The sequence below is a fragment of the Micromonospora sp. WMMD734 genome, assembly GCF_049178975.1.
In the GTDB taxonomy this organism is placed as follows: Bacteria; Actinomycetota; Actinomycetes; order Mycobacteriales; family Micromonosporaceae; genus Micromonospora; species Micromonospora wenchangensis.
In genome coordinates, this window is sequence record NZ_JBMHMK010000001.1 from 931783 (window position 1) to 955968 (window position 24186).

General features: G+C 71.8%; 19 protein-coding genes. 14 read left to right on the top strand and 5 right to left on the bottom strand.

Features of this window, described 5'->3' with window-relative positions; all coding sequences use genetic code 11:
• The first annotated feature begins 22 nt into the window (after nt 1–22).
• Together ACN267_RS04115 and ACN267_RS04120 are read left to right on the top strand one after the other, a co-directional pair.
• Nucleotides 23–646: a hypothetical protein gene (locus ACN267_RS04115; protein WP_421487959.1), complete on the top strand. Its 624-nt coding sequence runs from the start codon at nt 23–25 to the stop codon at nt 644–646.
• Between the two features lie 227 nt (nt 647–873).
• A complete protein-coding gene (locus tag ACN267_RS04120; protein ID WP_308447859.1) occupies nt 874–1806 on the top strand; it encodes an LCP family protein in 933 nt (310 codons plus the stop codon).
• A gap of 24 nt (nt 1807–1830) precedes the next feature.
• Here ACN267_RS04120 and ACN267_RS04125 read toward each other — a convergent pair whose 3' ends face one another.
• Together ACN267_RS04125 and ACN267_RS04130 are read right to left on the bottom strand one after the other, a co-directional pair.
• Entirely contained in the window at nt 1831–3084 is a 1254-nt protein-coding gene (locus ACN267_RS04125) for a DUF1501 domain-containing protein (RefSeq protein ID WP_421487960.1), read from the bottom strand.
• 2 nt (nt 3085–3086) lie between these two features.
• Nucleotides 3087–4355: a DUF1800 domain-containing protein gene (locus tag ACN267_RS04130; protein WP_204961660.1), complete on the bottom strand. Its 1269-nt coding sequence runs from the start codon at nt 4353–4355 to the stop codon at nt 3087–3089.
• Between the two features lie 365 nt (nt 4356–4720).
• Between ACN267_RS04130 and ACN267_RS04135 the strand changes: the two genes are divergently transcribed.
• From ACN267_RS04135 to ACN267_RS04160, 6 genes are read left to right on the top strand one after another with little or no spacing between them, the layout of a single operon-like run.
• Nucleotides 4721–5785 (top strand): glycosyltransferase, encoded by a 1065-nt coding sequence (locus ACN267_RS04135; protein ID WP_239486376.1) that lies wholly within the window; start codon nt 4721–4723, stop codon nt 5783–5785.
• Complete coding sequence (locus ACN267_RS04140) at nt 5772–6944, top strand: glycosyltransferase (protein ID WP_421487961.1); 1173 nt, start codon at nt 5772–5774, stop codon at nt 6942–6944. Before ACN267_RS04135 ends, ACN267_RS04140 begins: the two co-directional genes overlap by 14 nt.
• Nucleotides 6941–8176 carry a glycosyltransferase gene (locus ACN267_RS04145; protein WP_421487962.1) on the top strand — a complete coding sequence of 412 codons (1236 nt, stop codon included), beginning with the start codon at nt 6941–6943 and terminating at the stop codon, nt 8174–8176. The genes ACN267_RS04140 and ACN267_RS04145 overlap by 4 nt, the downstream gene beginning before the upstream one ends.
• Nucleotides 8173–9369, top strand: a complete 1197-nt coding sequence (locus ACN267_RS04150; RefSeq protein ID WP_281896099.1) for a glycosyltransferase family 4 protein — start codon at nt 8173–8175, stop codon at nt 9367–9369. The genes ACN267_RS04145 and ACN267_RS04150 overlap by 4 nt, the downstream gene beginning before the upstream one ends.
• Nucleotides 9366–10790, top strand: a complete 1425-nt coding sequence (locus ACN267_RS04155; RefSeq protein WP_421487963.1) for a lipopolysaccharide biosynthesis protein — start codon at nt 9366–9368, stop codon at nt 10788–10790. Before ACN267_RS04150 ends, ACN267_RS04155 begins: the two co-directional genes overlap by 4 nt.
• 2 nt (nt 10791–10792) lie before the next feature.
• Nucleotides 10793–12130 carry an O-antigen ligase family protein gene (locus ACN267_RS04160; RefSeq protein ID WP_421490386.1) on the top strand — a complete coding sequence of 446 codons (1338 nt, stop codon included), beginning with the start codon at nt 10793–10795 and terminating at the stop codon, nt 12128–12130.
• Here ACN267_RS04160 and ACN267_RS04165 read toward each other — a convergent pair.
• Together ACN267_RS04165 and ACN267_RS04170 are read right to left on the bottom strand one after the other, a co-directional pair.
• Nucleotides 12086–13285 carry a hypothetical protein gene (locus ACN267_RS04165; protein ID WP_421487964.1) on the bottom strand — a complete coding sequence of 400 codons (1200 nt, stop codon included), beginning with the start codon at nt 13283–13285 and terminating at the stop codon, nt 12086–12088. The genes ACN267_RS04160 and ACN267_RS04165 overlap by 45 nt on opposite strands.
• 261 nt (nt 13286–13546) lie before the next feature.
• Nucleotides 13547–14194, bottom strand: coding sequence for a TetR/AcrR family transcriptional regulator (locus ACN267_RS04170; RefSeq protein WP_281896107.1), 648 nt, complete (start codon nt 14192–14194; stop codon nt 13547–13549).
• Nucleotides 14195–14324: 130 nt separating this feature from the next.
• On the opposite strand from ACN267_RS04170, the gene ACN267_RS04175 reads away from it, so the two are divergent.
• From ACN267_RS04175 to ACN267_RS04185, 3 genes are all read left to right on the top strand, one after another.
• Nucleotides 14325–15956: a DHA2 family efflux MFS transporter permease subunit gene (locus ACN267_RS04175; RefSeq protein WP_421487965.1), complete on the top strand. Its 1632-nt coding sequence runs from the start codon at nt 14325–14327 to the stop codon at nt 15954–15956.
• A gap of 207 nt (nt 15957–16163) precedes the next feature.
• Entirely contained in the window at nt 16164–16925 is a 762-nt protein-coding gene (locus ACN267_RS04180; protein WP_281896109.1) for a response regulator transcription factor, read from the top strand.
• Nucleotides 16926–16936: 11 nt separating this feature from the next.
• Entirely contained in the window at nt 16937–18391 is a 1455-nt protein-coding gene (locus ACN267_RS04185) for a sensor histidine kinase (protein ID WP_204961671.1), read from the top strand.
• Here ACN267_RS04185 and ACN267_RS04190 read toward each other — a convergent pair.
• Nucleotides 18364–19092 carry a response regulator transcription factor gene (locus ACN267_RS04190; RefSeq protein ID WP_281896111.1) on the bottom strand — a complete coding sequence of 243 codons (729 nt, stop codon included), beginning with the start codon at nt 19090–19092 and terminating at the stop codon, nt 18364–18366. The genes ACN267_RS04185 and ACN267_RS04190 overlap by 28 nt on opposite strands.
• Before the next feature lie 198 nt (nt 19093–19290).
• On the opposite strand from ACN267_RS04190, the gene ACN267_RS04195 reads away from it, so the two are divergent.
• The 3 genes from ACN267_RS04195 (at nt 19291) to ACN267_RS04205 (ending at nt 24071) form a co-directional block, all read left to right on the top strand.
• Nucleotides 19291–21531, top strand: a complete 2241-nt coding sequence (locus ACN267_RS04195; protein ID WP_421487966.1) for an MMPL family transporter — start codon at nt 19291–19293, stop codon at nt 21529–21531.
• A 117-nt stretch (nt 21532–21648) separates the two neighbouring features.
• Nucleotides 21649–22377 carry a DUF2993 domain-containing protein gene (locus ACN267_RS04200; protein WP_204961674.1) on the top strand — a complete coding sequence of 243 codons (729 nt, stop codon included), beginning with the start codon at nt 21649–21651 and terminating at the stop codon, nt 22375–22377.
• Between the two features lie 170 nt (nt 22378–22547).
• Nucleotides 22548–24071 carry an amidohydrolase family protein gene (locus ACN267_RS04205; protein ID WP_281896114.1) on the top strand — a complete coding sequence of 508 codons (1524 nt, stop codon included), beginning with the start codon at nt 22548–22550 and terminating at the stop codon, nt 24069–24071.
• The last annotated feature ends 115 nt before the right edge of the window (nt 24072–24186 follow it).

Sequence of the window (24186 nt, forward strand, 5' to 3'; positions counted from 1 at the left end):
TCGCCGCTTGAGGAGGTGTGGGTTGAATGACGATCGGGAGGAGATCGCCCGGCGAGTGGAGGCGCAGGCGCGGTTCCGGCCGCCGGAGGCTCTGCTGGACGTCTGGACGGGCGTGCGACCGATGACCGCCGCCGAGGCGGCAGTCGATGTTTCCCTTTATGGTCCGGACGAGATCGCCGAGCGCAACCTCACATACGAGGTTGCGGAGTATGCGCCCGACATGATGCTGATCGGGGACGACGGGGGCGGCCGTGGCTTGTTCGTCGCCGGTGGCGACCCCGACCCTGAGGTCCTCCTCATCGGGTTGGGTGCGGTGGGATCCGACAGCGGTGCGCGCATCGGGCGGTTGTCGAGCCTGCTAGAGAACGACTTCCATGCACTGGGGCTGGCCGACGCAGAAGAGGAATCACCGGTACCGATCGATCCGATCGATATCTTGATCACTCATCGTCCCGGTGTCAAGGCGATGGTGGAGATCCGCAGGTTGCTTCACCTCTCGCTACCGGTAGGCGCGCTCGTCGGCGTGGATGCCCGGTTCCCGATGGTTGTGCTCACCAATGTTCGCTACGCGAGGTACGCGGAGGCCATCGATCAGCTCAACCTGAGCCATCGGTGCTTGGCTGTTCGTCCGCACATCCCCGCATAGGTTCCGCCTGCGCTCGCCGTGATTACGTTCGCGCAGAAGTAAAATCGAGAACCGTCGTTGATCTGTCTGATCCGAGTCGGTCAGTGATGCTCAGATCCGCTAGGGTCTTCAGTATGTCGTCGCAGGCTTTGGGTCCCGAATCGGCATCAGGCGGTGTACTTGTACGGCCGGGATCTCGGCGCAGGAGGATCGCCCTCTCCGTCATTCTGGCAGTTGCCCTGTTGGCGATGGTGGGCATCGGGGTCGGGGTCTATCTGAAGTCGGTGGAGTCCGACGTCGGCCGGGTGGACGCGTTCACCGAGGTGCCGACCGAGGCCCGACCGCCGAAGGCGCCCGAGGCGCGCGACGCCCGCAACCTGCTGATCCTCGGCAGTGACTCCCGCGACCCGGAGAACACCGGCGGCTCGCGCAGCGACACGATCATCCTGGCGCACATCCCCCAGGGCGGTGCCAGTGCCCAACTCGTCTCGATCCCCCGGGACACCTGGGTGCACGTGCCCGCCTCCAAGAACGGCCAGCACGGCAACCGGGACGCGAAGATCAACGCCGCGTTCGCCTGGGGCGGGGTCCCGCTGCTGGTGCAGACCGTCGAGGAGTTCACCAAGGTCCGCATCGACCACGTCGTCATGGTGGACTTCGCCGGCTTCAAGGAGATCGTCGACGCCCTCGACGGCGTGCAGATCGACGTCGAGCGGAGCTTCACCTCCACCCACTCGCTCAACCCCGACGGCCGCCGCGAGTTCGTCAAGGGCCCGCAGACCATGGACGGTGCCGCCGCCCTAGACTACGCCCGGGAGCGCTACGCCTTCCCCGACGGCGACTTCGCCCGGATCCGGCACCAGCAGCAGCTGATTCGCGCCGTGCTGGACAAGGCCGCCTCCGGTGGACTGCTGGCCAACCCAGGCCGGCTCGACGATTTTCTCCGGGCCACCGCCGACGCGGTCACCGTCGACAAGACACTGTCCCTCGTCGACCTGGCGACCGAGCTGCGGCACCTGCGCGGCGGCAACCTGACCTTCGCCACCAGCCCCAGCAGCGGCACCGGCATGATCGGCACCGAGAGTGTGGTGCTGGCCGACGAGGCGAAGGCCCGAACGCTCTACACCGCCATCCGCCGCGACGCCGTGCCCGACATCCTCGCCGCGAGCAAGCCCCGGTAGGAAAGCCGCCAGTACCGACAACCGTCAGCCGGTGCGGAACAGCGGGAGCGGCTGGCCTCGGTAGCCGAGCAGGAACTGCTCCGGGTCGGCGTCGAGCACCGAGTCGAGCACCGCCCCGAAGACGTCCCGGAAGTCCGTGGTCGCCTTGAGGTCACCCCGGTCCAGGTCGGTCAGGCTGGGCGGCTCGCCGTGGAAGCCGCCGGCCACCCGCGCCCCGGCCACCAGCACCGGCCCGGCCGTGCCGTGGTCGGTGCCGGCGGAGGCGTTGGCGCGTACCCGTCGGCCGAACTCGCTGTAGACGACCACCGCGACCCGCCGCCCGGCGTCGGTGCCGGCCATCCGGTCCACGAAGCCGGCCACCGCCGCGTCGAGCTGCCCGAGCAGCGCGGACTGCGCGTCCCGCTCGGCGGCGTGCGTGTCGAAGCCGCCGAGGCTCACCGAGTACACCCGGGTCGGCACCCCGGCCTCGACGCAGCGGGCCACCAGCGCGAGCTGCGCGCCGAGCGCGCCACCTCCGCCGGTGCCGGTGGCCGTGCCGGCCGGGTCCGTGTCGGCCGGGCCGGCGGCCGGCGTCCCCGCTTCGCGGACCAGCCGGCCCATCTCGACCAGATCGGCGTACGCGGCGGCGGCCCGCGCCTGCATCGCCGGCTCGTCGGCCTGCACCCGGCCCAGCGCGGCCACCATCGGCGGCTGCACCCAGTCGGGTAGCTCCAGCCCCTGGTAACTGACGCAGGCGCCGACCCGTCGCCGCCCGACCAGCAGGGGTGGCAGCACCGGCTCGAAGCTGACCGCCGCCTCGACCGGGGCCCGGGTGCCGTCCAGCCACCGGCCCACCCAGCCGGTGTCGGCCGGCCCGCCCGGCGCGGCGGTCTGCCAGATGTCCATCGACCGGAAGTGGCTGCGGTCCGGCTTCGGGTAGCCGACCCCGTGCACGATCGCGAGCCGACCGGCCGTCCAGAGCCTTGCCAGTCCGCGTAGCGCGGGGTGCAGACCGTGCTCACCGTCCAACCTCAGCACCTGCTCCGGCGGGCAGGCCAGCTCGGGCCGGGCCGCCCGGTAGGCCGGATCGGCGTACGGGATGACGGTGTTCAGCCCGTCGTTGCCGCCGTAGAGGGTGACCAGGACGACGGTGTCCACCGGCCGCCGCGCCGACGGCTGTCCGGGGCGGGCGGTGTCGAGCAGGCGGGACAGGGTGAGCGCGCCGGCTCCGGTGGCGAGGGCACCGCCCCCGAGCACCCCGGAGGCGAGCAGGAACCGTCGACGGGTCAGCCGGTCCATCGTCAGGTCACCTGGTATTCCGGGCTGACCAGCCCGAGGGTGAGCATCAGTCGCGAGTTGCCGGCGGCCCGCAGCACCTGGTACGTCCGGTCGGTCCAGGTGTCCACGCAGAGCAGGTGGGCCACTTCCTCCGGGGTCAGCCGCTGCGGGCTGAGCTGGCTGGCGAGCTTACCGGCCAGCGACAGTTTCAACCGGGCGGCGGCGGAGGTCAGCCAGGCCGCCCCGGCGGGCCAGCCGCCCACGCTGGGCGGGGCGAACGGGCGCTGGCCGAGGCCGCCGAGCCCGTCGAGCAGCCCGACGATCGTCTCCGGTGGCAGGGCGGCCGGGCGCAGCCCGAGCTGTCGTAGTGCGCCGACCAGCCACTCGACAGGCTGTTTGACCATGGTGGCCCGGGTGGCCGGAAACGCCTCGTCGGCGAGCAGCACCCGCAGCATGGTCATCGGTTCGGGGAAGGCGGCGGCCATCGCCTCCCGGGTGTGGTCGGGCAGCGGTCGGGTGCTGGAGCCGTAGCGGTGCCAGAGCCGGGCGGCCACGAACCGGGGGCACGCCGGGTGCGCCAGCACCAGGTCGACCAGGCTGTCGGCGGTGAACCGCCCGGTCACGCCGAGGATGGTGTGCGGGCCGTCGTCGTGCCGGCGCGGGTCGAACACCGACCGTGGTACGCCGAGGTCGATCCGCCAGCCGGTCAGCGCCCGTCCGGCCTGCTGCACGTCCGACTCGGTGTACTGGCCGAGACCGAGGGTGAACAGCTCGAAGAACTCCCGGGCGAGGTTCTCGTTCGGGGCTTCCCGGCTGTTCGACTGGCCGTCCAACCAGTGGATCAGGGCCGGGTCGACAATCATCCGGCGGGCCAGTTCGCCGAATTCGCGGGATTCCCGCATTGCGCAATGTTGGGCCAACATTAATTGCGGGCTTTTGACCTTGACGATCGAGGTGGCCCAGTGGCCGTGCCAGAAGAAAACCAGTTTCTCCGTGGCCTGGTGGTCGGCGACTGTCATCCGATCCAGCCACCATCGGGTGAGGGTCGTCGCCTGCGCGCGTCGCCGCCCGTCGGCCGCCGCCCGTTGCGCGTCGGTGGGGCCGGGCCGGCCGGCGTACGGGTCGGGGCCGAGCGAGGGCAGAGGTGACCGGGTGGCACCGAGGTCGGGGCTGACGGGGCTGGTCAGCGCCGCCAGGGTGGCGGTGAAGCCGGCCCGCCGGGCGGCGGCCAGCTCGTCGGCGGTCGGCCCGAACCCTGCCCGGCGCAGCAGCAGCGCCACGTCGTCGGTCATGGTGACACCACGGATGAGAATTCCAACAGGGAGAGACGTCTCATGATCATCGCGATCTTCCGCCGATGGTCGGCGAGCAGATCCGTGTCGCGACCTTACCATTCCGTCGACACGGTTCGACATCGAGTTTAGTAGATCGGTATCTGTGCTCCTGAGTGCTGTCCGGTTGCCGATCTCAGAGCTCCGACGGATGCGTGACGCTGAATATATTCGCTATCATCGGCCTCTGCGCGCTTCGCCGACCGTCCACACTTATGCGGGGGTACGAGGTGATGGATCAGCGTGTTCCGCCCGACCGACACCGCCCGCCCCCGGGGCGGACACCTGTGGCACTCGCGGGGCCCGACAGGTCGGCGGGTTGCTCGATGGCGCTGGTGCACGAGTGGTTCACCGCCACCGGCGGAGCGGAACAGGTCTTCCGGCACCTCACCGAGGTCTTCCCGACCGCCGAGCGTTTCGCGCTCTGGAGCGACGACGACTCCGACCCGCCGCAGCTGCGAGCGTCGTGGCTGGCCCGGACCCCGCTGCGGGGCAACAAGGCCGCCGCCCTGCCGTTCATGCCGCTGGTCTGGCGGACCCTCACCCGCGAGCGGTTCGACGTGGTGATCTCCTCCAGCCACGCCTTCGCGCACACCGTCCGGCTCGGGCGACCCGACCGCACCCGGCATCTCAGCTACGTGCACGCCCCGGCCCGCTACCTGTGGAACCCTGCCGTCGACGACCGGGCGACCGGCCCGCTGCTGGCTGTTCCCCGCCGGGTGATGCGGGCCCTCGACGTCGGGCTCAGCCAGCACGTGCGCAGCTACGCGGCCAATTCCATCGAGGTACGGGACCGGATCCGGCGGCACTGGCGACGCGACGCCCGGGTGATCAACCCCCCGGTGGACGTGGACTTCTTCGCCGCCGCCCCGGCCGCCGACCGAGCCCAGCCGCGCGACTACCTGCTCGGCGTCGGGCGCTGGGTCCGGTACAAGAACTTCGACCTGGTCATCGCGATCGCCGAGGCGGCCGGTATGCCGCTGGTCATCGTAGGGTCGGGGCCGGAGGAAGCCCGCCTGCGGCGTCTGGCGCACCAGGCGGGCGTGCCGGTCACCTTCGAGGTCCGGCCGGACCGGATCCGGCTGCGGCAGCTCTACTGGGGTGCCCGCGCCCTGCTCTTCCCGGTCCACGAGGACTTCGGCATCGTCCCGGTCGAGGCGCAGGCATGCCGTACGCCGGTGCTCGGGTGGCGACGCGGCGGCCTGTTGGAGACGGTCGTCGACGGGGAGACCGGGGTCCTGGTCGACTCCGCCGATCCCCGCGACCACGCGGCAGCGCTCGGTCGGCTCGACGAGCTCGACCCGACGTCGATGCCCCGGCAGGCGGCCCGGTTCTCCGCGCAGACCTTCGCCCGCCGGGTGACCGAATGGGTCGCGTATGAGTGCGAGTGACCCGATGCGGGTGCTGCACGTCACCCACACGGCCCAACCCGGCGGCGCCGAGCTGGCCCTGGCCCGGCTGCTCACCCAGCCGCATCCCTGGCGGGCGACCCTGCACGGCCCGTCTCACGGCACTGCCTTCGACCAACTCTCCGACCAGGAGGTGCCGCAGGCCCGGGACCTGCCGGCGCTGCCCACCGGGGGCACCCGCAGCCGGGCCCCGCTGCTGGCGGCCCGCTACCTGGCGGGCCTGCGGGACGCAGCCCGGGTGCTGCGGCGCAGCCCACTGTTTCGGGAGGCCGACCTGGTGCACGCGAACACGGCCCCCGCCGCGATCATCTGCGCGCTCGCCGACCGGACCCGACGACGCCCCCTCGTGGCGCACCTGCGCGGCCCGTTGACCGTCGAGAGCCTGGGGCCGATCGGCCTGCCCGCGTTCCGCGCGCTTGCCGTCCGCCGCGCCGACGGGCTCATCGCCAACTCCCGGTTCACCCTCGCCAGCGTGCCCCGCAGCGCCCGGTTCCCGGCCCACCGAACGGTGATCCAGAGCCCCAGCGGGATCACCGACCGGATCCGGCAGCCCCGGATCCGTGCGGAGGTACGGGCCGTCGGCATGGTCGGTCGCCTCCAGCACTGGAAGGGCCAGCACGTCTTCCTCCGCGCATTCGCCGCAGCCCTGCGCGGAACCGGGGTTCGGGCGTACCTGTGCGGGGCGCCGCTCTTCGGCGAGGCGGCCTACGAGACGCGGCTGCGGGAACTCGCCGGCGAACTCGGCATCGGCGAGCAGGTGACGTTTCTCGGCCACGTCGATGACCTCACCGGCTTCCTCGACTCGATCGACATTCTGGTGCACGCCTCGCTCGGGCCCGAGCCGCTGGGACAGACCGTGTTGCAGGGGTTGGCGCGGGCGCTGCCGGTGGTGGCCTCGGAGGGCGGCGGGCCGGGGGAGTGGATCCGCTCGGGAAGCAACGGGATCCTGGTCCGCCCCGGGGACCCCGACGCGCTGGCCGCGGTGCTGCGTACCCTGGTCGGCTCGCCGCGGCTGCGGCACGACCTGGCGACCGCCGCCGCCGGCACCCCGGGTCTGCTCTCCGACGCCGAATGCGTCGACCGGCACGCCGAGTTCTTCGCCACCGTCCACCGGGCGGCCGTGACGGGACCCGCCAGGTGAACCGATCCGTTCCGCGGATCGGGTACGTCCTGGCCCGCCCACCCGGGCTCACCGAGACCTTCGTCCCCGCCGAGATCCGGGCGGTGCGGGCGGCTGGGGCGACCGTCGAGGTATTCGTCGTCGCCCCGGACGCCAACCGGCACGTCGAGCTGCGACGTGCCGCCGTCCGGCTGCTCCGCCGACCTGCTGACCTCCCGGCCGACCTGCGCCTGCTCGGTCTGCCGTCACGCCACGACGAGTGGTCGTCGTTGGCCCGTGGTGCGCTGGCCAGTGCCGCCGCCACCGCGCTCGCCGCCGAGGTCGACCGCTTCGATCCGGACGTCCTGCACGCCCACTTCGTCAACCTGCCCACTGCGGTCGCAGTCCTGCTCGGGCATCGGCTCGGACGGCCGGTGACGGCAACCGCGCACGCCGCCGACTTCCTGCTCGACCCGAACCCCGTAGCTCTGCGTCGGCGGCTGAGCCGACTACGGCACCTCTTCGTCGTCTCCGCCGCGACGGCCGACCAACTGACGGACCGGGGAGTGCCGATGTCGGCGATTCCGCACCGGATCGTCCGGGCCGCCGTCGACGGCCGACTCCTCGACGCCGCACCGGTCGATGCCCCACCAGAGGCCGTGCCGGGCACCCCGACGAGGCTCGTCACCGTCGCCCGGCTGGTTCCCAAGAAGGGAGTGGAGACCGCCATCGACGCAGTGGCCAGGCTCACCGATGACGGACACTCCGTCCGGTACGACATCTACGGCGAGGGGCCGCTACGCGACGACCTGAATCGCCGGGTCACCTCGGCGGGCCTGACCGAGGCGGTGACGCTGCACGGCGCGGTGCCACATCAGGTGGCGACGACCGCGCTGGCCGGCGCGGATGTCGCCGTCCTGCCCTGCCGACCCGCCCCGGACGGCGACCTCGACGGCATTCCGGTTTTCCTGATGGAGGCGGCCAGCCAGGGCATCCCGGTGGTCACCACTGCCGTCTCCGGCATCCCGGAACTGGTCGGCCCGGGCAGCGGCTGGCTGGTTCCCCCGGACGACCCGGTAGCCCTCGCCGCCGCGATCGGGGCGGTGGTCGACGACCCCGGCACGGCCCGACGCCGGGCCGGGGTGCTGCTGACGCGGCTCCGGTCGGAGTTCGCCCCGGCGGTGCAGGCCGACCGGTTGCTGTCCGTCTGGCGGGACCTGGCCGGGACCGGACCGACTTCGCCGATCGCGCCACCTGGAGGTGGCCACCGGTGAGCCTCACGGTCGTCTCGTCCTACTTTCCCGCTCCGCCCGACCGGGGTGACCCGGTACGGGTGTCGATGACGTTGCGAGCCCTGGCTCAGCTGCCGGGCTGCGCACTGCTGGTGGTCCATCGCCCGACCACCACCGCGGAGCACGTGGCGCAGCTGCGCCGGATGCTCGACCCGATGCCGGTCCACACCTTCCCGGCGACCCCGTTCCGCGGTGACCTCCTCGGGCCGGCGGGCCGCTACCCGGAGGCCCTCGCGCACGGGCTGCCGACCTGGATCAGGAGCCGCTACAGCGCAGCGCTGCACGACGAGCTCCGGCGACGCGACGGGGCCGCGTTGGCCCTCGGTGAGGCGGCCGGAGCCTACTTCCGGGGGACCCGGCTGCGCTGGCACTGGGACAAGGCCAACGTGCTCGCCGCGAGCGTCCGGCAGGAGATCGAGACGGCAGGTGACCCGGTGCGCCGGCTGCGCGCCCGTTATCTGACGCTGGTCTCGACCCGGTTCGAGCGGCGGGCCCTGGCACGCTGCGCGACGGTGTCGGTGACCAGTGACGACGAGGCCGACCGGCTGCGCCGGTACCACGGCCGGGACGCCACCTTCGTGCTGCCCAGCTGCGTCCCCCTCCCGACGGGGCACCTGCCCCGACCCCGGGAACGGCAGCTGGTCTGGCTGGGCAGCTTCGCCTACGAGCCGAACCTGACCGGCCTGCGGCGCTTCCTGGCCGAGGGATGGCCGCCGCTGGCCCGCGCCGGCTTCACGCTCACCCTCCTCGGTTCGGGACTTGCCGGGTCGACACGGGCCGAACTGGGACAGCACCCGGGGGTACGGGTCCGGGGTTACGTCGAGGACCTGCGTCCGGCGCTCGCCGGTGTCCGGGCCGGCATCGTGCCACTGTGGAGCGGCGCCGGCGTGAAGCTGAAGACGCTCACCCTGCTGGCCCACGCGATTCCGGTCTTCACCACGAGGGTGGGTGCCGAGGGGCTGCCGGCGAGTCCCGCCGTCCGGATCGCCCCGGACCCGGCCGCGATGGCCGGACAGATCCTCGGCACCCCACCGGGCGCACTCGACGCGATGGCCGTCGAGGCCGCCCGCTTGGTCGGGCAGGGGTTCTCCGAGGCCCGGTTCGCCGAGCGCCTGCTCACCGCACTCACCGCGCACGGGTGTCTCACCGGTGGCGACACCGGGTCGGGGCAATGAGGGTCGCCGGACGGTTGGTCACCGCCACCGCCGCGAACCTGCTCGTCCCGGTCAGCGGGCTGATCGTCAGCCCCTTCCTCTCCCGTGAGCTCGGACCGGAGGGGCGGGGACTCTTCGCCGCGCTCACCCTGCCGATCGTGGTCTGCGGCTGGCTGGGCACCTACGGGCTGCAGGACGCGCTCGCCTTCCACGTGCGCCAACGCCGGTTGTCCCGACGGGACGCCGCCCGGGTCAGCATGCTGGCCGCTGTTCCGCTCGGTCTGGTCGCCGTGCTGCTGCTGGGGGTGCTGGGCCTGTTCGTGTTCGACCGGACGGCCGGCGAGCGGCAGCAGTTCATGCTGCTGACACTGCTCGCGCCGGTGCATCTGTTGACGAACCTGGTCATCGGGGCGCTCACCGGCGCCTCGGACGTCGGCGGCGTCAACCTGATGAAGGCCGTGCCGGCCGTACTCCGAACGGTTCTCATGGTCATCGCCTGCGTGGCATTCGATCTGAGCCCCTTCTGGTCGGCGCTGCTCGCCCTGACCTCGACGGCCACCGGCGTCCTCTTCGGGCTGCCCCGCCTACGCCGTCGGGCAGGCCCGGCGAGCTGCGTCGAGACGGAGAACGGCACCGCGCCGGTGGTGCCGCCCGGACCAGCCCGTCGTGCCGGGGCGGTCGACCGGCCCGGGCCGATCCCCGTGCGGTCGCTGGTCCGGTACGCGCTCGTCTGCCTGCCGGGAGTGCTGGCGGCGACCTCCAGCGCCCGGCTCGACCAGGTCGTCGGCCTGCCGCTGCTCGGTGCACGCGAACTGGGCTTCTACGCGGTCGCGGTGAGCGTGGCGGAGCTGCCGACCGTGGTCGCGACCGCCGCCCGCACCATCCTGATGGGCGGGGCGGACGCCGAGGGCGTCACCTCGGTGCTCTGGGTGGCCCGGATGGCCCTACCTGCGGCGGCGTTCGGCTGCGCGGTCCTCGCCGCCGGCGCGGGGCTGCTGGTACCCCGGTTCTTCGGCGTCGCCTTCGCCCCGGCGGTGCTGCCCACCGTCATTCTCTGCGCAGCCACCGTCGTCTACACCTGCGTGCAGGTGTTCAGCGCCCTGCTGCTCGCCCACGGTGAGCCGGCCCGGTCCTCGGCCGCTCTGGTCGCCGGCTCGCTCACCGGTGTGCTGCTGCTCGTGGTGTTGGCCCCGTCGGGCGCGGTGGGTGCGGCCCTGGCGAGCCTGGTCGGGTACGTCGTCGCTGCCGGTGCCGCGGCCAGGTCGGTACGCAGGTTGGTGGTGGTGCCGTCACTGCGCGCGGTGACCGTGCCGTACGCCGCTGATCTCCGCCTGCTGTGTGCCCGGCTCGGGTGGACCCGGCGGGAGCCCCGGCACAGTCCGACCGAGGCGCAGGACACCGTCGGTTCGCGGGTACCCGACAGCGGCAGGAGCGAGTGGTGAGCATGTTGTCCCGCGATCGGATGGTCGCCGGCCTTCAGCGGGCGGGCTTCCTGGGTCGCGGGGATCCCGCCACCGTGGACCGGGTCGCCACCGGGGGCGTGGTCGTCCTGCTGGGCCTGGCCTGGGTCAGGGTCACCATTCCCTCACTTCTGGACCTGCTGTCCAACGGGCGACCGACCTTCAACGCCGCAGTGGATTCCATGCCCGCCACCGGCCGTCTCCTCGGCGACGCCGTCACCGCGGCCGTCATCGGGCTGTCCCTGCTCCTTGCCGGGTACGGGCTGCGGAGGCGACGCCAGCACCGCCCGGGTGAACTTGTCGTGGCCCTGGCGCCGCTGGGTGCCCTGCACCTTGCCGGGCTGGTCAACGGCGAACCCCCCGGGCCGGTGGCGTTGGCTCTGCCTGCTGCCATCCTCGCGATCTGGGCGCTCCAGCCGGGAACGCCGGCACTGGCCGCGATCGGGGTGCTCGGGGCGGTCAGCGCCGCCGGTGCAGTTCTGCTGGCGGCGCTACGGCCCGATCTGGCGCTGCTCACCGGAGCCGGAGTGGGGGCCAAGAGCTGGGCTGTCGGCGGACTGCTCACCGGAGCGTACCCGCACTCGAACGTGCTCGGAATCATGCTCGCGGTCTGTCTGCCGTTCGTGTTCCGTCTGCGGCACGGGTGGTCGCGCCGGGTCGCTCTGGCCATGATCCTGGTCGCGCTGGTCTGGACCGGTTCCCGGACCAGTCAACTGGCGGCCCTCGTCGTCCTGCTGACCCGGGGACTGCTCCACTGGCAGGCAGTTGGTCGGATGGGTGTGGGGTGGCGGCGGTCGGTGCTCGTCGGTGGTCCGGCGGCGGCCGGGCTCGTCCTGACCGTGCTCAGCCCGCTGCTCGTCACCGACCCGGCCATGTTCACCAAGCGGGGGCAGATCTGGCGTGCCCTGTTGAGCCGGTGGGCCGATCGACCACTGGTCGGCCACGGACCCGGCTACTTCGAGCGGCAGCCGCAGTTGGTCGAGGCGCTCGGTGGCCGGTACACCCACGGGCACAACGTGCTGGTCCACCTGCTGGCCGTCGGGGGCCTGCTCACCGTCGTCCTCGTCGCGGTCCTGCTCGGTTTCGTCTGGCGGCGCTCGGTCCTCCTGTTCGGACGGGGCGATCCGACGCCGGCGCTCTACCTGATCGCACTCGCCTGGATCTCCTGGCTGGAAGCGTCGCACCTGGCGGTCACCCTCGCCGGATACCTGACCTGGCTGCCGCTCTGCCTGATCAGGTGGACCAGCTGGCCGGCCGGCCAGCCGGCCACGACCGGGTCAGAAGAGCAGGACGTCCCGAAGGTAGTTGGCGACCCGGCGTAGCAGGTTCGCGTTGGTGACGGGTGCCGTCATCCGCAACACCACCTGCTGGTCGATGTCGCCGTCGCCACTGCGCCAGTAGGCGACCACCACCAGGCCGTACCGTCGCGCGCCATCGACGGTGAGACTGCTGGTCTCGGCGTACGCGCAGGTGGGCCCACAGTGCACCCACTGCAGCCCCCAGGCCTCCTCGGCGGTACGCATGGCGGTCTGCCGAGGTCCGTCGCACGGTGCCGGGCATTCGCGTACGACCAGCTCGCCACCGAGTTCTTCGCCGCTGTCCGACGGCCCGCCGCACCGGTGCCTGCTGAGCCCGTCGGCTCGCTCGACGAGCGTGCACCGCCACCGTGGCGGCAGCCTGACCGGGAAGCTCACGCCATCCATCCCGGTCACGGTGTGGATCCGGTCGGCGGGGGTGAACCTCACCCACCCGGCCGGCCAGCGGCCGGCGACCGGCGGTTCGAGCCCGGGGCTCAGCGGCGCGGACGTGGGAGCCGGCGGCGGTAACGGCGAAGCGCTGGCCGCCGCCGGCGGGCGGGGTGGGTCCGTGCCTGGATCTACGAGCAGGACCAGGCCGCCGCCAGCCAGCAGCCCCACGATGAGGCCGATGGCAGGCAGCGCCCACCGGCCGGCCCGAGGCGGGGGCCGCAGCGGCAGCGGCTCAGCGGGTGGGTGAGGCGGGGAGTCCGACGGGGATGGCGGGTCGGTCGGCGGGAGGGTTCTGCCCAGTCGCGCCGGAGGCGTCTGCTCGGCCGTCGTCAGTGGTCGGTCGGTCGGGCGCGGCGTCGGCGCGGCGTCCGGCTGCACGTGGCGCTCTGCCGTGGGGGGATCGTCCGCGTGGGCCACAACTGGCGCGTAGGACATTCCGAGGGCGAGGAACGTGCGTTCCGCAGTGGGAAGAAGTTCCTGTGGATAGGCGACCCACGGTGTGGCGGCGGAGAAGTCTGCGCCGACGTAGGTCGGGCCGGCCGAGGCCGATTGCGCGATAGCGTTGGTGGTGGCCGCGAAGGCGTCCCGCCAGCGTGGCTCGCCCGCGACACCGGCGTCGAGCACGGCGACGACGAGAGAATGCTCGTTCTCGTCGACGGCCGACCATACGCCGCCGATCTGGCAGGCCCCGAGCTTCGCGATGAGCTGGAACGGAACGACCGGCTGCATACGCGACCTCCTTCGTTCCTCAGCGATGATATCCGGGCCGATCTATCGGGGGCAGTCCCCGCAGCGGCACGCACCGATCCTGGCCGGCCAGGTCGAGGTGGTTTCACGGGTCGGGCCAGCCACGGGATCCCCTCGGCGGCCGACTCACTGGTGGCCGTGCCGGGCGTGGTCCCGGCATCGACGTCGGCCCGGCGTTGCCACTGGCACAACGTCGGCGACCCGCCAGCGCGTACGCGGCAGGGAAATCCGTGCAGCAGCGCGCTATCCGAAGGCCAGCAGGAACGTGTCCACGGCTGCCACGGTGACGGCCTGCTGTTCCTGCACGGAGACACTACGGTTGCCGTAGTGCGACCGGGTCTCCAGCGGCCCGGTGATCAGTGCGAGAAACTGCTCGGCGGCCAGGGCCGGATCGGAGATCCGCAACCGACCAGCCAGCGCGAGGCGGGCGAAGCGGTCGGCTAGCGCCTCGGTGAGCCGGTCCGGCCCGTACCCGGGGACGGCGTCGAGGAGTTCGGGAAAGCGGGCGGCTTCGGCGTAGAGCAGCCGCCGCAATGCTTGGGCCTGCTCGTTGCAGGCGAGCCGGGCCAGCTCGCTGCCCACCGCGAGCAGTGTTCCCCGGATGTCGTCGCCCGGATCGGCGAGTCGGCCGATGGTGGCGAGGTTCTGCGAGATGAGGGCGTCCGAGGCTGCCTCGACCGCGTGCCGGAAGAGGTTCACCTTGTCGGTGAGGTGGTTGTACACGGTGGGCTTGGCGACCCCGGCCTCGACGGCGATCTCGTTGACGCAGGCCTGTGCGTAGCCCTTACGCGCGAACACGGCGAACGCGGCGTCGAGGATCGCCTTCCGCTTGTCGATGCGCCCCCGGTGAACCCGTTTTCGCTGCTCCTCACGCTCCGCGACCTCCGCCATCTGGACATCCTAACCGACGTCCAGCAAATTGAACCGGTGAGTCCAGTGGATTGAACGGAGTTATTGCGATCGGTCCGGCTGGACCGGTAATTTGAACCAGCAGGTTCATTAAGTCGAGCGGGAGAGCGCCGTGACCCAGGCAGACAACAGATTGGATCCAGCGCTGATCAGGCTGGTCAGCGTCGTGCTGCTGGGCGGCATCATGGGCATCCTCGACGGCACCATGGTTGCCGTCGCCGTGGACACCCTCACCACCACCTTCCAGGCCTCGGTCAGCGCCATCAGCTGGGCATCCACCGGATATCTGCTCGCCCTGACCGCCACCATCCCGATCACGACCTGGGCGGTGGACCGCTTCGGCGCGCGACGGCTCTGGCTCTTCGGCCTCCTGCTGTTCATGGCGGGATCGTTGGCCTCCGGCCTCGCCGGGAGCGTGGCGAGCCTGATCGTGTTCCGCGTCGTCCAGGGCGTGGGGGCCGGCATCCTCGATCCGCTCGTGCTCACCCTGCTGGCCCGTGCGGCGGGCCCACACCGCGCGGGGCGGGTGATGGGCCTCATGGGCGCGGTCCTGCCGCTGGGGCCGGTGCTGGGCCCGGTGATCGGTGGCCTCGTCCTTGACACCACCAACTGGCGGTGGATGTTCCTGGTCAACATCCCGATCGGTCTGGTCGCGTTCGCCTTGGCGCTGCGTGTGGTGCCGGCCGACGCGCCGGAGACGCTCAACCCCCGCAGCCGCCTGGACGTGCTGGGTCTCGTCCTGGCCGGCCCGGGGGTGGCTGCCGTCGTGCTCGCCCTGTCCCAGGTCGCCACAGCGGGTACGTTGACCGCCTGGCGGGTGCTGGTTCCCCTGGTGGTCGGGGTGGCCGCGTTGGTCGCCTACGCCACGCACGCCCTGCGTCCCCGGACCGTGCCGCCCCTGATCGACCTGCGACTGTTCGCCAGCCGAAGCTTCTCCGCCAGTGTCACGGTGCAGGGCCTGGTCGGGGTCGCCACCTACTCGATCCTGTTCGCGCTGCCCCTCTACTACCAGCAGTTGCACGGGCAGGGCGACGGTGCCCTGGCCGCCGGTCTTCTCGTCGCACCACTGGGGCTGGGCTCCGTCCTGGCCATGCCGGTCGCCGGCCGGCTCAGCGACACGGTCGGGGCGCGGGGTCCAGCCCTTACCGGTGCTGCGGTTGCCGCGCTCGGCGCGTTGGCGCTCACCCAGGTCGACGCCGGGACCAACGGGGCGTGGTCGGCGCTGTGGGCGTTCGTCATCGGCGTAGGGCTCGGTGCCGTGGGCGCGCCGACCATGGGCGCGCTGTACCGGACGCTTCCCAGCCACCAGGTGCCGCAGGGCAGTTCGGTGCTGTACATGCTCAACCAGCTCGGCGCGTCGGTCGGCATCGCCGTGGTCGCGCTGATCGTCGATGTCGCAGGTGAGGCCGATCCGATGGGCGGGTTCCGGCTCGTGTACTGGTGGATCGTGGCCTGCGTCCTGGTGATTCTGGCGGGTAGCAGCCTGCTGCCCGGCCGCCCGAACGACACCCGCAACGACGTGGGACCGGCCGACACCGCGGATTCGGCGGCGACCCGGCAGGGCGGCAGCGTGCTGAGTCGGGAACGGTTGATGGCAGAGGTGTGGGGCGATCCCACCCCGCACGCCGCGAACAGCCGGAGCAGTCGCACCATCGACACGCACGTCAGCTCACTGCGAAGCACGATTGGCAGCGGTTGGATCCGGACGGTCCGCGGAGTCGGTTTCCAGGTCGGCCGCGGCTGACGTACGCCGGCGACGGTTACGCCTCCGCTCACGCCGACAGAGGCATCTGGACCGCACCGTTCACCCGCCCAAGTGGACCGTAAGCACCGCGGTTCCGGTGACGTCAATCGGCAGTGAGCGGAATCGGACGGCGCATTCAGCCAATCAGCAGGCGATGAGAAGCTCGTCGCAGGGGCATCGGCGGCGGCGGTGCGGCATGGTTGAGCGGTGACAACCGCGAACCGTTCCGGTCCGGGGCGATCGGGTGAGGTCGGCCCGCGCGCCGCCGGACTCGTCGCTCTGCGTCCGGCCCGGGTGCTGGTGGTCGAGGACGAAGCGGCGATCGCGGAGGTGCTGATCGCGATGCTGTCGTTCGCGGGCTTCACCGTACGGGCGGCGGCGAGCTGCGCCGAGGCGCGGGTGCTGGCGCGCGGGTTCAGGCCGGAGCTTGCGGTGCTGGACGTCATGCTGCCCGACGGTTCCGGTCTCGATCTCTGCCTGGAGCTTCGGGCCCGCGACGAACAGTTGTCGGTGCTGCTGCTGACCGCCCGCGACGGGATCGAGGACAAGGTGACCGGCCTGGCGTTGGGGGCCGACGACTATGTGACGAAGCCGTTCAGCACCGCTGAGGTGGTCGCCCGGCTGAACGTGCTGCTGCGCCGTACGGTGTCGGCGGCGGAACCCGCCACGTGCCTGCGGGTGGGGGATCTGGAGCTGGACGAGCAGACCCACCGGGTCGTCCGCGCCGGTCGGTCGATCACGCTGTCGCCTACCGAGTTCCGGCTGCTGGAGTACTTCATGCGGCACGTCGAACTGGTGCTGTCACGCCGTCAGATCCTGCGCGAGGTGTGGGGCTACGAGGGCGGCGACACCTCGGTGGTGGAGAAGTTCGTCAGCCAACTGCGCGGCAAGATCGACGCGGACGGCGTGCTGCCGCTGCTGCACACCGTCCGGGGATTCGGTTACGCGATGCGGGAGCCCCCGGCGTGAGGCTGCCGGCGGTGCCGCGTGTCACCAGCGCCTGGCAGGGGCTGCGGGGGCGTCTGCTGGCCGGGACCCTCGCGCTGCTCGCCGCCGGGCTGCTCGTCGCCGACGTCACCGCCTACGCCGCGTTGGAGACGTTCCTGCGTAACCGGCTCGACGCGACCCTGGAGTCGGTGGCGGACCGGATCGGTGACCAGGTCGGCAGGGACAGCGACGTTAAGATCAGCTGGGGCACGGTGCGGATGCTGACGCCCAGCACCCAGTACGTCGCCGTGGTGGGTGACGACGGGTCGATGCTGGTGGCGCACGAGGCGGTGTCCGCCAACGAGGATCTGACGCCGCCGGTCCTGCCGGACTCGATCAGGGCCACCTCCGGGCCGTTCACCGCCGCCAGCACGGGCGGCGGCCCCGGTTACCGACTGACCATCATCGACCTTTCCGGCGTGGCCGCGGGGATCACGCTGAGCATCGACGGCCTACGCGTGCGGCCGGCCGCCCTGATCGTCGGGATCTCCCTGGCCGACGTGGACGCCACGCTCAACCGCCTGCTGCTCGTCGAGGTCATCGCCTCCGCGGCGATCCTCGCGGCCGGGGTGCTGACCGCGAACCTGGTCCTCGGGATCGGTCTGCGGCCGTTGCGGGTCGTGGCCGACACCGCACGAGCGATAGCCGGCGGACAGCGTGGCCGCCGTATCCCGGTGCCGCATCCGCACAGCGAGATCGGTCGGGTGGCGGCCGAGCTCAACGCGGCCTTCGGCGCGCGGGAAGATGCCGAGGACCGGGTGCGCCGCTTCGTCGCCGACGCGTCACACGAACTCAGGACACCGTTGACCACCGTCGGCGGCTGGAGCGACCTCTACCTCAACGGCGGCGTCGCCGACGGGGAGCAGGTGGACCTCGCCATGGCGCGCATCAGTGCGGAGACCACCCGGATGCAGCGCCTGGTCGAGGAGCTGATCCTGCTGGCCCGGCTGGACGCCCGCCGGCCGCTGGAACGGATGCCTGTCGACGTCGGTGCCGCACTCGGCGGCCTGGTCACCGATCTCCGCATGATCGAGCCCGGCCGGACGATCTCACTTCGGGTGGAGCCGCCCCACGCGATCGTGCCGGGCGACGAGACGTCGCTCGTCCAGGTGATGCGTAACCTGCTGGGCAACGCCGTCCGGTACACACCGGCGGGCAGCCCGATCGACGTCGTCGTCGCCCACGCGGGCGACCGTCTCGTGATCCTCGTCCGGGATCACGGGCCGGGCCTCGACCCGCTGTCGATCGCCCGCGCCTTCGAACGTTTCTGGCGGGCCGACGGCGGTCGCGTGGCCAACGGTGGCAGCGGTCTGGGGCTCAGCATCGCGCGGGAGATCACCGAGCAACACGGCGGGACGCTGAGCCTGCACGACCGGCGGGACGACGGGGGAGGCCTGGAGGCACGCGTCACCCTGCCGGCTCACGGTGCGCCGTCACGCACCGTGTAGCCGAATCCGCGTACGGTGTGCAGCAGCCCTGGCCCGATCTTGCGGCGCAACTGGCTGACGACCTTCTCCACGGCCGTCACGTCGCCGAACTGATGCCCCCACACCTCGCTGAGCAGGTGCTGTTTGCTGACGACAAGTCCGGGGCGACCCATGAGGTAGGTGAGCACCCTGAACTCGGTCGGTGTCAGCTCCACCTCGTCTCCCTGGCGGCTCACCCGGTGACTCCGCACGGCCACCTCCAGGTCGCCGACCCGGAGGACCGGATCGACCGTCTGGTCGGGCCGCCTGGCGTCCAGACGACGCAGCAGCACGTTGAGCCGGGCGATCACCTCGGCGACACTGAACGGTTTGGTGATGTAGCCGTCCGCCAGACCGAGCCCGGTCAGCCGGTCGCTGACGGCGTCGCGGGCCGTCACGAACAGCACGCCCAGCTCAGGCTGAACCTCCCGTAACGAGTCGCAGAGATCGAAGCCGGAGCCATCGGGGAGCAGGACGTCCAGGAGGGCCACCCGGGGCCGGTATTCGGCGGCGACCTGTCGGGCCTCGGCACCCGAGCGCGCAGCCCGTACCTCGAACCCGGCGAACGTCAACGTCGCCGCCAGCACCTCGACGATGTGCGCCTCGTCGTCGACCACCAGGATCCGGGCCGGCGTGCCTGGCCGGCTGGGGTGCAGGAGGGAGGTGGGGCCGGTGGTACTCATCGGCCCATGATGCCGCAGCGGCCCTCAGACAACCGTCAGCCTCAGCGGCGGCTGCCGGTAAGCATCCGCTGGTTCGCTGAGCTACGTGGCAACGACAACGGCCGTGCGGCCCCGCAACGACGAGTCCCGGGTGAGCGCAGCGAGATGACAACCTTCCTCTACCGGACGGGCCGGTTCTGTGCACGTCACGCCCGCGCGGTGACCGTCAGCTGGGTCGTCCTGGCCCTGGCGCTCATCCTCGCGGGCAGCCGTTTCGACGGCGGCAACGCCGACGCCATCGCGGTCGACGGCAGCGACAGCGCGGTCGCGCAGACCCTGCTGGACCGGGCGTTTCCCGGTAGGTCGGTCGACCCCAGCCCGGTCGTGGTCGAGGCGCCGAGCGGCAGACTGACCGACCGGACGTACCAGGATGCCCTGCAGGCCACCGCGGAGAGGATTCGCGCAGTCCCGGGCGTCGGCACGGTGAGTGGTCCGCCGGCCGCCGGCACCCCCGCCCTCAGCCCGGACGGCCGCATCGGCTACCTGACCGTGACACCACAGTCGCCATCCGCGGCGACCCTCGATCTCGCCGAGCAGGTACGGGAGGCGACCGCCCCGGCCACCGACGCCGGGCTGGACGTGTCCATCGGCGGGCAACTGAGCCAGCGACTGTCCAGGAGCCCGGTGCACACCAGTGAGCTCATCGGCATCGTGATGGCCGTCATCGTCATGCTGCTGGCCTTCGGATCGGCCGTCGCCATGGGGGTCCCCATCCTCACCGCCGTCCTGTCCGTCGGAAGCGGTCTGGCCCTGCTCAAACTGCTGGGCAACGCGGTCGACATCCCGACGGTGGCGGCCACCCTGGCCACCATGATCGGCCTCGGGGTCGGCATCGACTACGGACTGTTCCTGGTCGTACGGTTCCGACGCCTGCTGGCCGGTGGCCTGTCGGCCGAAGAGGCCGCCGCCCGTACGACGGCGACATCCGGCGGGGCGGTCGTCTTCGCCGCCGGCACCGTCATCATCGCGGTGTGCGGGCTGGCCCTGTCCGGCGTCTCCTTCGTCGGCTGGCTGGGATACTCCGCCGCCATCGTCGTGGCCGTCAGCCTGGGATCGGCCGTCACCCTCACACCGGCGATGCTCGGCTGGCTCGGTCCCCGGATCAACCGGTTCTCCCTGCCGGGCAGCCGGCACACCACCACCGGTGCCGATCACGCAGGACTCGACACCACGCTCTGGGCCCGCCTGGCCGTACGCGTGGCGAAACGGCCCCTGCTGACCGCGCTGGCCGCCACCGTGGTGCTGCTCGCGCTCAGCGCCCCGGTGTTCGCCCTGCGGCTCGGCCAGATGGACTCCGGGAGACTGCCCACCTCCACCGAGTCGCGCCGCTCCCACGACGCCCTCGCCGAAGGCTTCGGGCCCGGCGCGAACGGCCCGCTGCGGGTCGTCGTCGAGATGGTCGATCCAGCCACCGCCCCGCCCGGCGCGAAGACCGTGGCCGGCCAGGACCCGCGGGCCCAGGACCCCCGTCTGGTCGCGCTGGGTGCCGCACTCGCCGACACCCCCGGCGTACGGGAGGTCAGCGCCCCGGTCGTCAGCGCCGACTCCGCCGTGGCGGTCTTCAACGTGACCGGACAGACGTCGCCCTCGGACGACAGCACGGTCGAGCTCGTGCACCGGCTTCGCGACACGACGCTGCCGCAGGCCCTGACCGGTGAGGACGCCGAAGGTCACGTGGGCGGGCTGACCGCCACCAAGGCCGATCTGGCCGAGCGCATCTCCCAGCGGCTGCCGCTGCTGATCGGCGCCGTGGTGGCGTTCGCCTGTGTGCTCGTGCTGCTCGCCTTCCGGTCGCTCTGGCTCGCCGCCAAGGCCGCCGCCATGAATCTGATCTCCATCGCCGCCGCCTACGGTGTCGTCGTCGCGGTCTTCCAGTGGGGCTGGGGGATCCATCTGCTCGGCCTGGACGGGCCGGTGCCGATCGAGTCCTACGTGCCGATGATGATGTTCGCCATCCTGTTCGGCCTGTCCATGGACTACGAGGTCTTCCTGCTCAGCTCGGTGCAGGAACACTGGCATGCCACCAGGGACAACCGTCGGGCGGTGAGCCTCGGACTCGCCGACACCGGCCGGATCATCAGCAGTGCGGCCCTCATCATGGTGGCTGTCTTCGCCAGCTTCCTGATCAACTCGAACCCCGTCGTCAAGATGTTCGGACTCGGACTCTCGGTCGCCGTGGCGGTCGATGCCACCATCGTGCGTTGCCTGCTCGTGCCGGCGGTGATGGTGCTGGTCGGCGACCGGCAGTGGCAGTTGCCCCCGCTCCTCGACCGGCTCCTGCCCAGCATCTCGATCGAGGCCGACCCGGCGGCCTTCGACAGGCCTCCGGTCGCGGCCGCCGCAGGAGAGCCACTGCCGGCCGGTGACGACCGTACGGCCGTGTTCACCGGGGACCGGTAGCGCGCCGGTTCGACGACTTCGCCCCAGGTCCCTGCCCTGTGCACCGCCATGGTCCAGCGTGCCGGCCGGCCTGGTCCGGCGGGGGCCACAGTCCTGACTCACCTGGAGGTATCGGCCGTGCACAGAAAATGGATCATCGCGGGAGCACCGGTCGTGCTGGTGCTGGGCATCGGGTTCACCGCCGACCGGGTCGTCGCCGGCGACGCATCCGACCGTCTCGCCGCCCGGCTGCAATGCGCCGCCGGGCTCAGTGAGCCGCCCGAGGCCGACTTCGGGGGCGGCCCGTTCCTGATCCAACTGGCTCGCGGGACCTTCCGCACCGTCCACGTCCGGGTGCCGCAGGTGACGGTGGGCCGGTTCTCCGCGGCGGTGGAGGCGACCGCGCACGACGTGCGGCTGCCCGGCTCCGGGGGGATCAGCGCCGGGTCGGTCGTCGCCGACGTCACCCTGCCGTACGCCCAACTCGGCACGGCCGCCGCCGCCCACGGCTCCCCGGGCCCGACGAGCCCGGCCGGCTACGGCGCGGACGACGCCGGACGTCTCACCGTGCAGATGCAGATCCAGTTGCTCGGGCGCTCCCAGCAGGTGACGGTGTACGCCGATCCCGAGATCGTCGACGGGGTCCTGCGCATCGAGCCCGAGGAGGTGGAGATCCCGTTCCTGGGCGTCCGGCTGCCGGCCAGCCGTCTCGGCGACAGGGCCCAGTCGCGTACGGTCGATCTGCCGACGCTGCCCGCCGGCCTCGTCTACCGGGGGGCCGCCGCGACCGCCGACGGGCTCCGACTGACGATCACCGGGAACGACGTCCGTCCGGCCGGGAGCGGCTCCGGGACGGCGTGCCGGTGAACCTCTCCCGGGATGCGGGTGTCCCGTCGCCTGGTGGCTGCGGCGGGACCCGAGAGTCGCAGCAGCGGCCAGGCGGTGAGGGCCTGGACGCTGACCCGGGTGTCGCCGGTGGTCCGGGCAGGTCCGACGACTCAGCGAAGCCGCGCCGTACCCGTCGTCGCTTCCTCGCCATGGGTGGGGGCGTCATCGTGGCCGCCGCGGTAGGTGTTCCGGCGACCCGGGCGCTCACCAGGAGGGAGCCCGACCGGGTCGTGTTCCCGACGGCGTCGCCGATCCGGATCGACAACGTCACGGTGATCGATCCGGTCGACGGTTCCCGGCGTCCACACCGGTCGGTGCTGGTGCGCGACGGCCGTATCACCGCCGTGACCGGCTCCGCGGCGGCCACCGCCGGGGACGTGCGCGTCGTCGATGGCGGCGGCCGCTTCGCCGTCCCGGGCTACAACAACATGCACGTCCACACGTTGCAGGGCGGCGACGCCCGGGGCTACCTCGCGACGATGCTGGCCGAGGGCGTCACCGGCATACGCCAGATGGCCGCCTCGGAGGAGCTGTTGCGCTACCGGGCGCAGCGCCGGCTGCCGCTGACCGAGTACGCCCCCGCCCTGCTCGCCATGCCGGGAGCACTGCTGTCGCCGTTCAACGCCGGATCCGCCGACGACGCCCGGGCCGAGGTCGAGCGACAGAGGAAGCAGGGTGCCGACTTCATCAAGATCGTCGTGTACGACCGCGAGCCCTTCCTCGCGGCGCTCGAACAGGCGCGGGAGGAGGGCCTCCCGACGGCCGGGCATCTGCCGCCCGACGTGAGCGTGACCGAGGCGTCCCGGCTCGGCTACCACTCGGTCGAGCACTTCGGCACCGGCAGCAACATCTGGATCACCTGCTCCACGGAACGCGACACGTTGTGGGGCCGGGAGAGGCCGGCGCTGCCCGTACCGCAATGGGCGCTGGGCCTGCCACTTGCCGACGACGTCCTGGCCGGCCAGCAGAACAGGCGGCTCATCAATCCGGCCGCCTTCGCCAAGGAGGAAGCCGTAGCCCTGCTGGGGCAGGCTCTCGACACCTTCGACGAGGCCAGGGCGCGGGAGCTGGCCAGCACCTTCGCGGCCAACGGCACCTGGCAGACACCCACCCTCGTACGCCTGCGTACCCAGTACCTCGCCGACGCCCCGGAATACCGGCAGGACCCCGGTTCCGCCCTGCTGTCCGCCGAGGAACGAGCCGAGCGTCAGGACGTTCTCAGGACCTTCGACGGCCTGCCGGCCACGACACGCGAGACCTACCGCAAAGCGTACGAGCTCTGTGTGCGCATGGTCGGCATCTTCCACGCCGCCAAGGTGCCCATGATGACCGGCACCGACGGTCAGGGCGCCACCCCGGGCCAGACGATGCGCCTGGAGTTCGGCGAGTGGGCGGCCGCCGGGATCCCGCCGCTGGACATCCTGCGCGCCGCCACGACCGGTCCGGCGGCGTATCTCGGCCGGTCTGACCGGATGGGCCGGATCGCGGCCGGGATGGACGCCGACTTCCTGCTGCTGGACGCCGACCCGCTCGCCGATGCCGCGAACCTGTCCTCGATCTCGGCCGTGATCCGCGCCGGCCACCACCTCACCCGCGACCAGATCCGGGCCGTCGCCGCTCAGGCCGCCTCCGGCGACCACGCCGCAGGGCTCCGCACCGTCACCTGCTGCTGAAGCTGACTGCCGCCGCCCGTGGCGGGCGGAAATCCACCGGTGCCCGGTGGTACCGACTACCGGTATTCGGTGATACCGTGTACCAGTAGTTGGTGACACTGAATAGTGGATGGGG

What these genes read in the sequence shown, in the direction of transcription:
- ACN267_RS04120 (WP_308447859.1), top strand. Translation starts at nt 874, where the DNA reads ATGGTGGGCATCGGGGTCGGGGTCTATCTGAAGTCGGTGGAGTCCGAC.
- ACN267_RS04165 (WP_421487964.1), bottom strand. Translation starts at nt 13,285, where the DNA reads ATGCAGCCGGTCGTTCCGTTCCAGCTCATCGCGAAGCTCGGGGCCTGC.
- ACN267_RS04205 (WP_281896114.1), top strand. Translation starts at nt 22,548, where the DNA reads ATGGGTGGGGGCGTCATCGTGGCCGCCGCGGTAGGTGTTCCGGCGACC.
- ACN267_RS04170 (WP_281896107.1), bottom strand. Translation starts at nt 14,194, where the DNA reads ATGGCGGAGGTCGCGGAGCGTGAGGAGCAGCGAAAACGGGTTCACCGG.
- ACN267_RS04140 (WP_421487961.1), top strand. Translation starts at nt 5,772, where the DNA reads ATGAGTGCGAGTGACCCGATGCGGGTGCTGCACGTCACCCACACGGCC.
- ACN267_RS04135 (WP_239486376.1), top strand. Translation starts at nt 4,721, where the DNA reads ATGGCGCTGGTGCACGAGTGGTTCACCGCCACCGGCGGAGCGGAACAG.
- ACN267_RS04190 (WP_281896111.1), bottom strand. Translation starts at nt 19,092, where the DNA reads ATGAGTACCACCGGCCCCACCTCCCTCCTGCACCCCAGCCGGCCAGGC.
- ACN267_RS04160 (WP_421490386.1), top strand. Translation starts at nt 10,793, where the DNA reads ATGTTGTCCCGCGATCGGATGGTCGCCGGCCTTCAGCGGGCGGGCTTC.
- ACN267_RS04130 (WP_204961660.1), bottom strand. Translation starts at nt 4,355, where the DNA reads ATGACCGACGACGTGGCGCTGCTGCTGCGCCGGGCAGGGTTCGGGCCG.
- ACN267_RS04155 (WP_421487963.1), top strand. Translation starts at nt 9,366, where the DNA reads ATGAGGGTCGCCGGACGGTTGGTCACCGCCACCGCCGCGAACCTGCTC.
- ACN267_RS04125 (WP_421487960.1), bottom strand. Translation starts at nt 3,084, where the DNA reads ATGGACCGGCTGACCCGTCGACGGTTCCTGCTCGCCTCCGGGGTGCTC.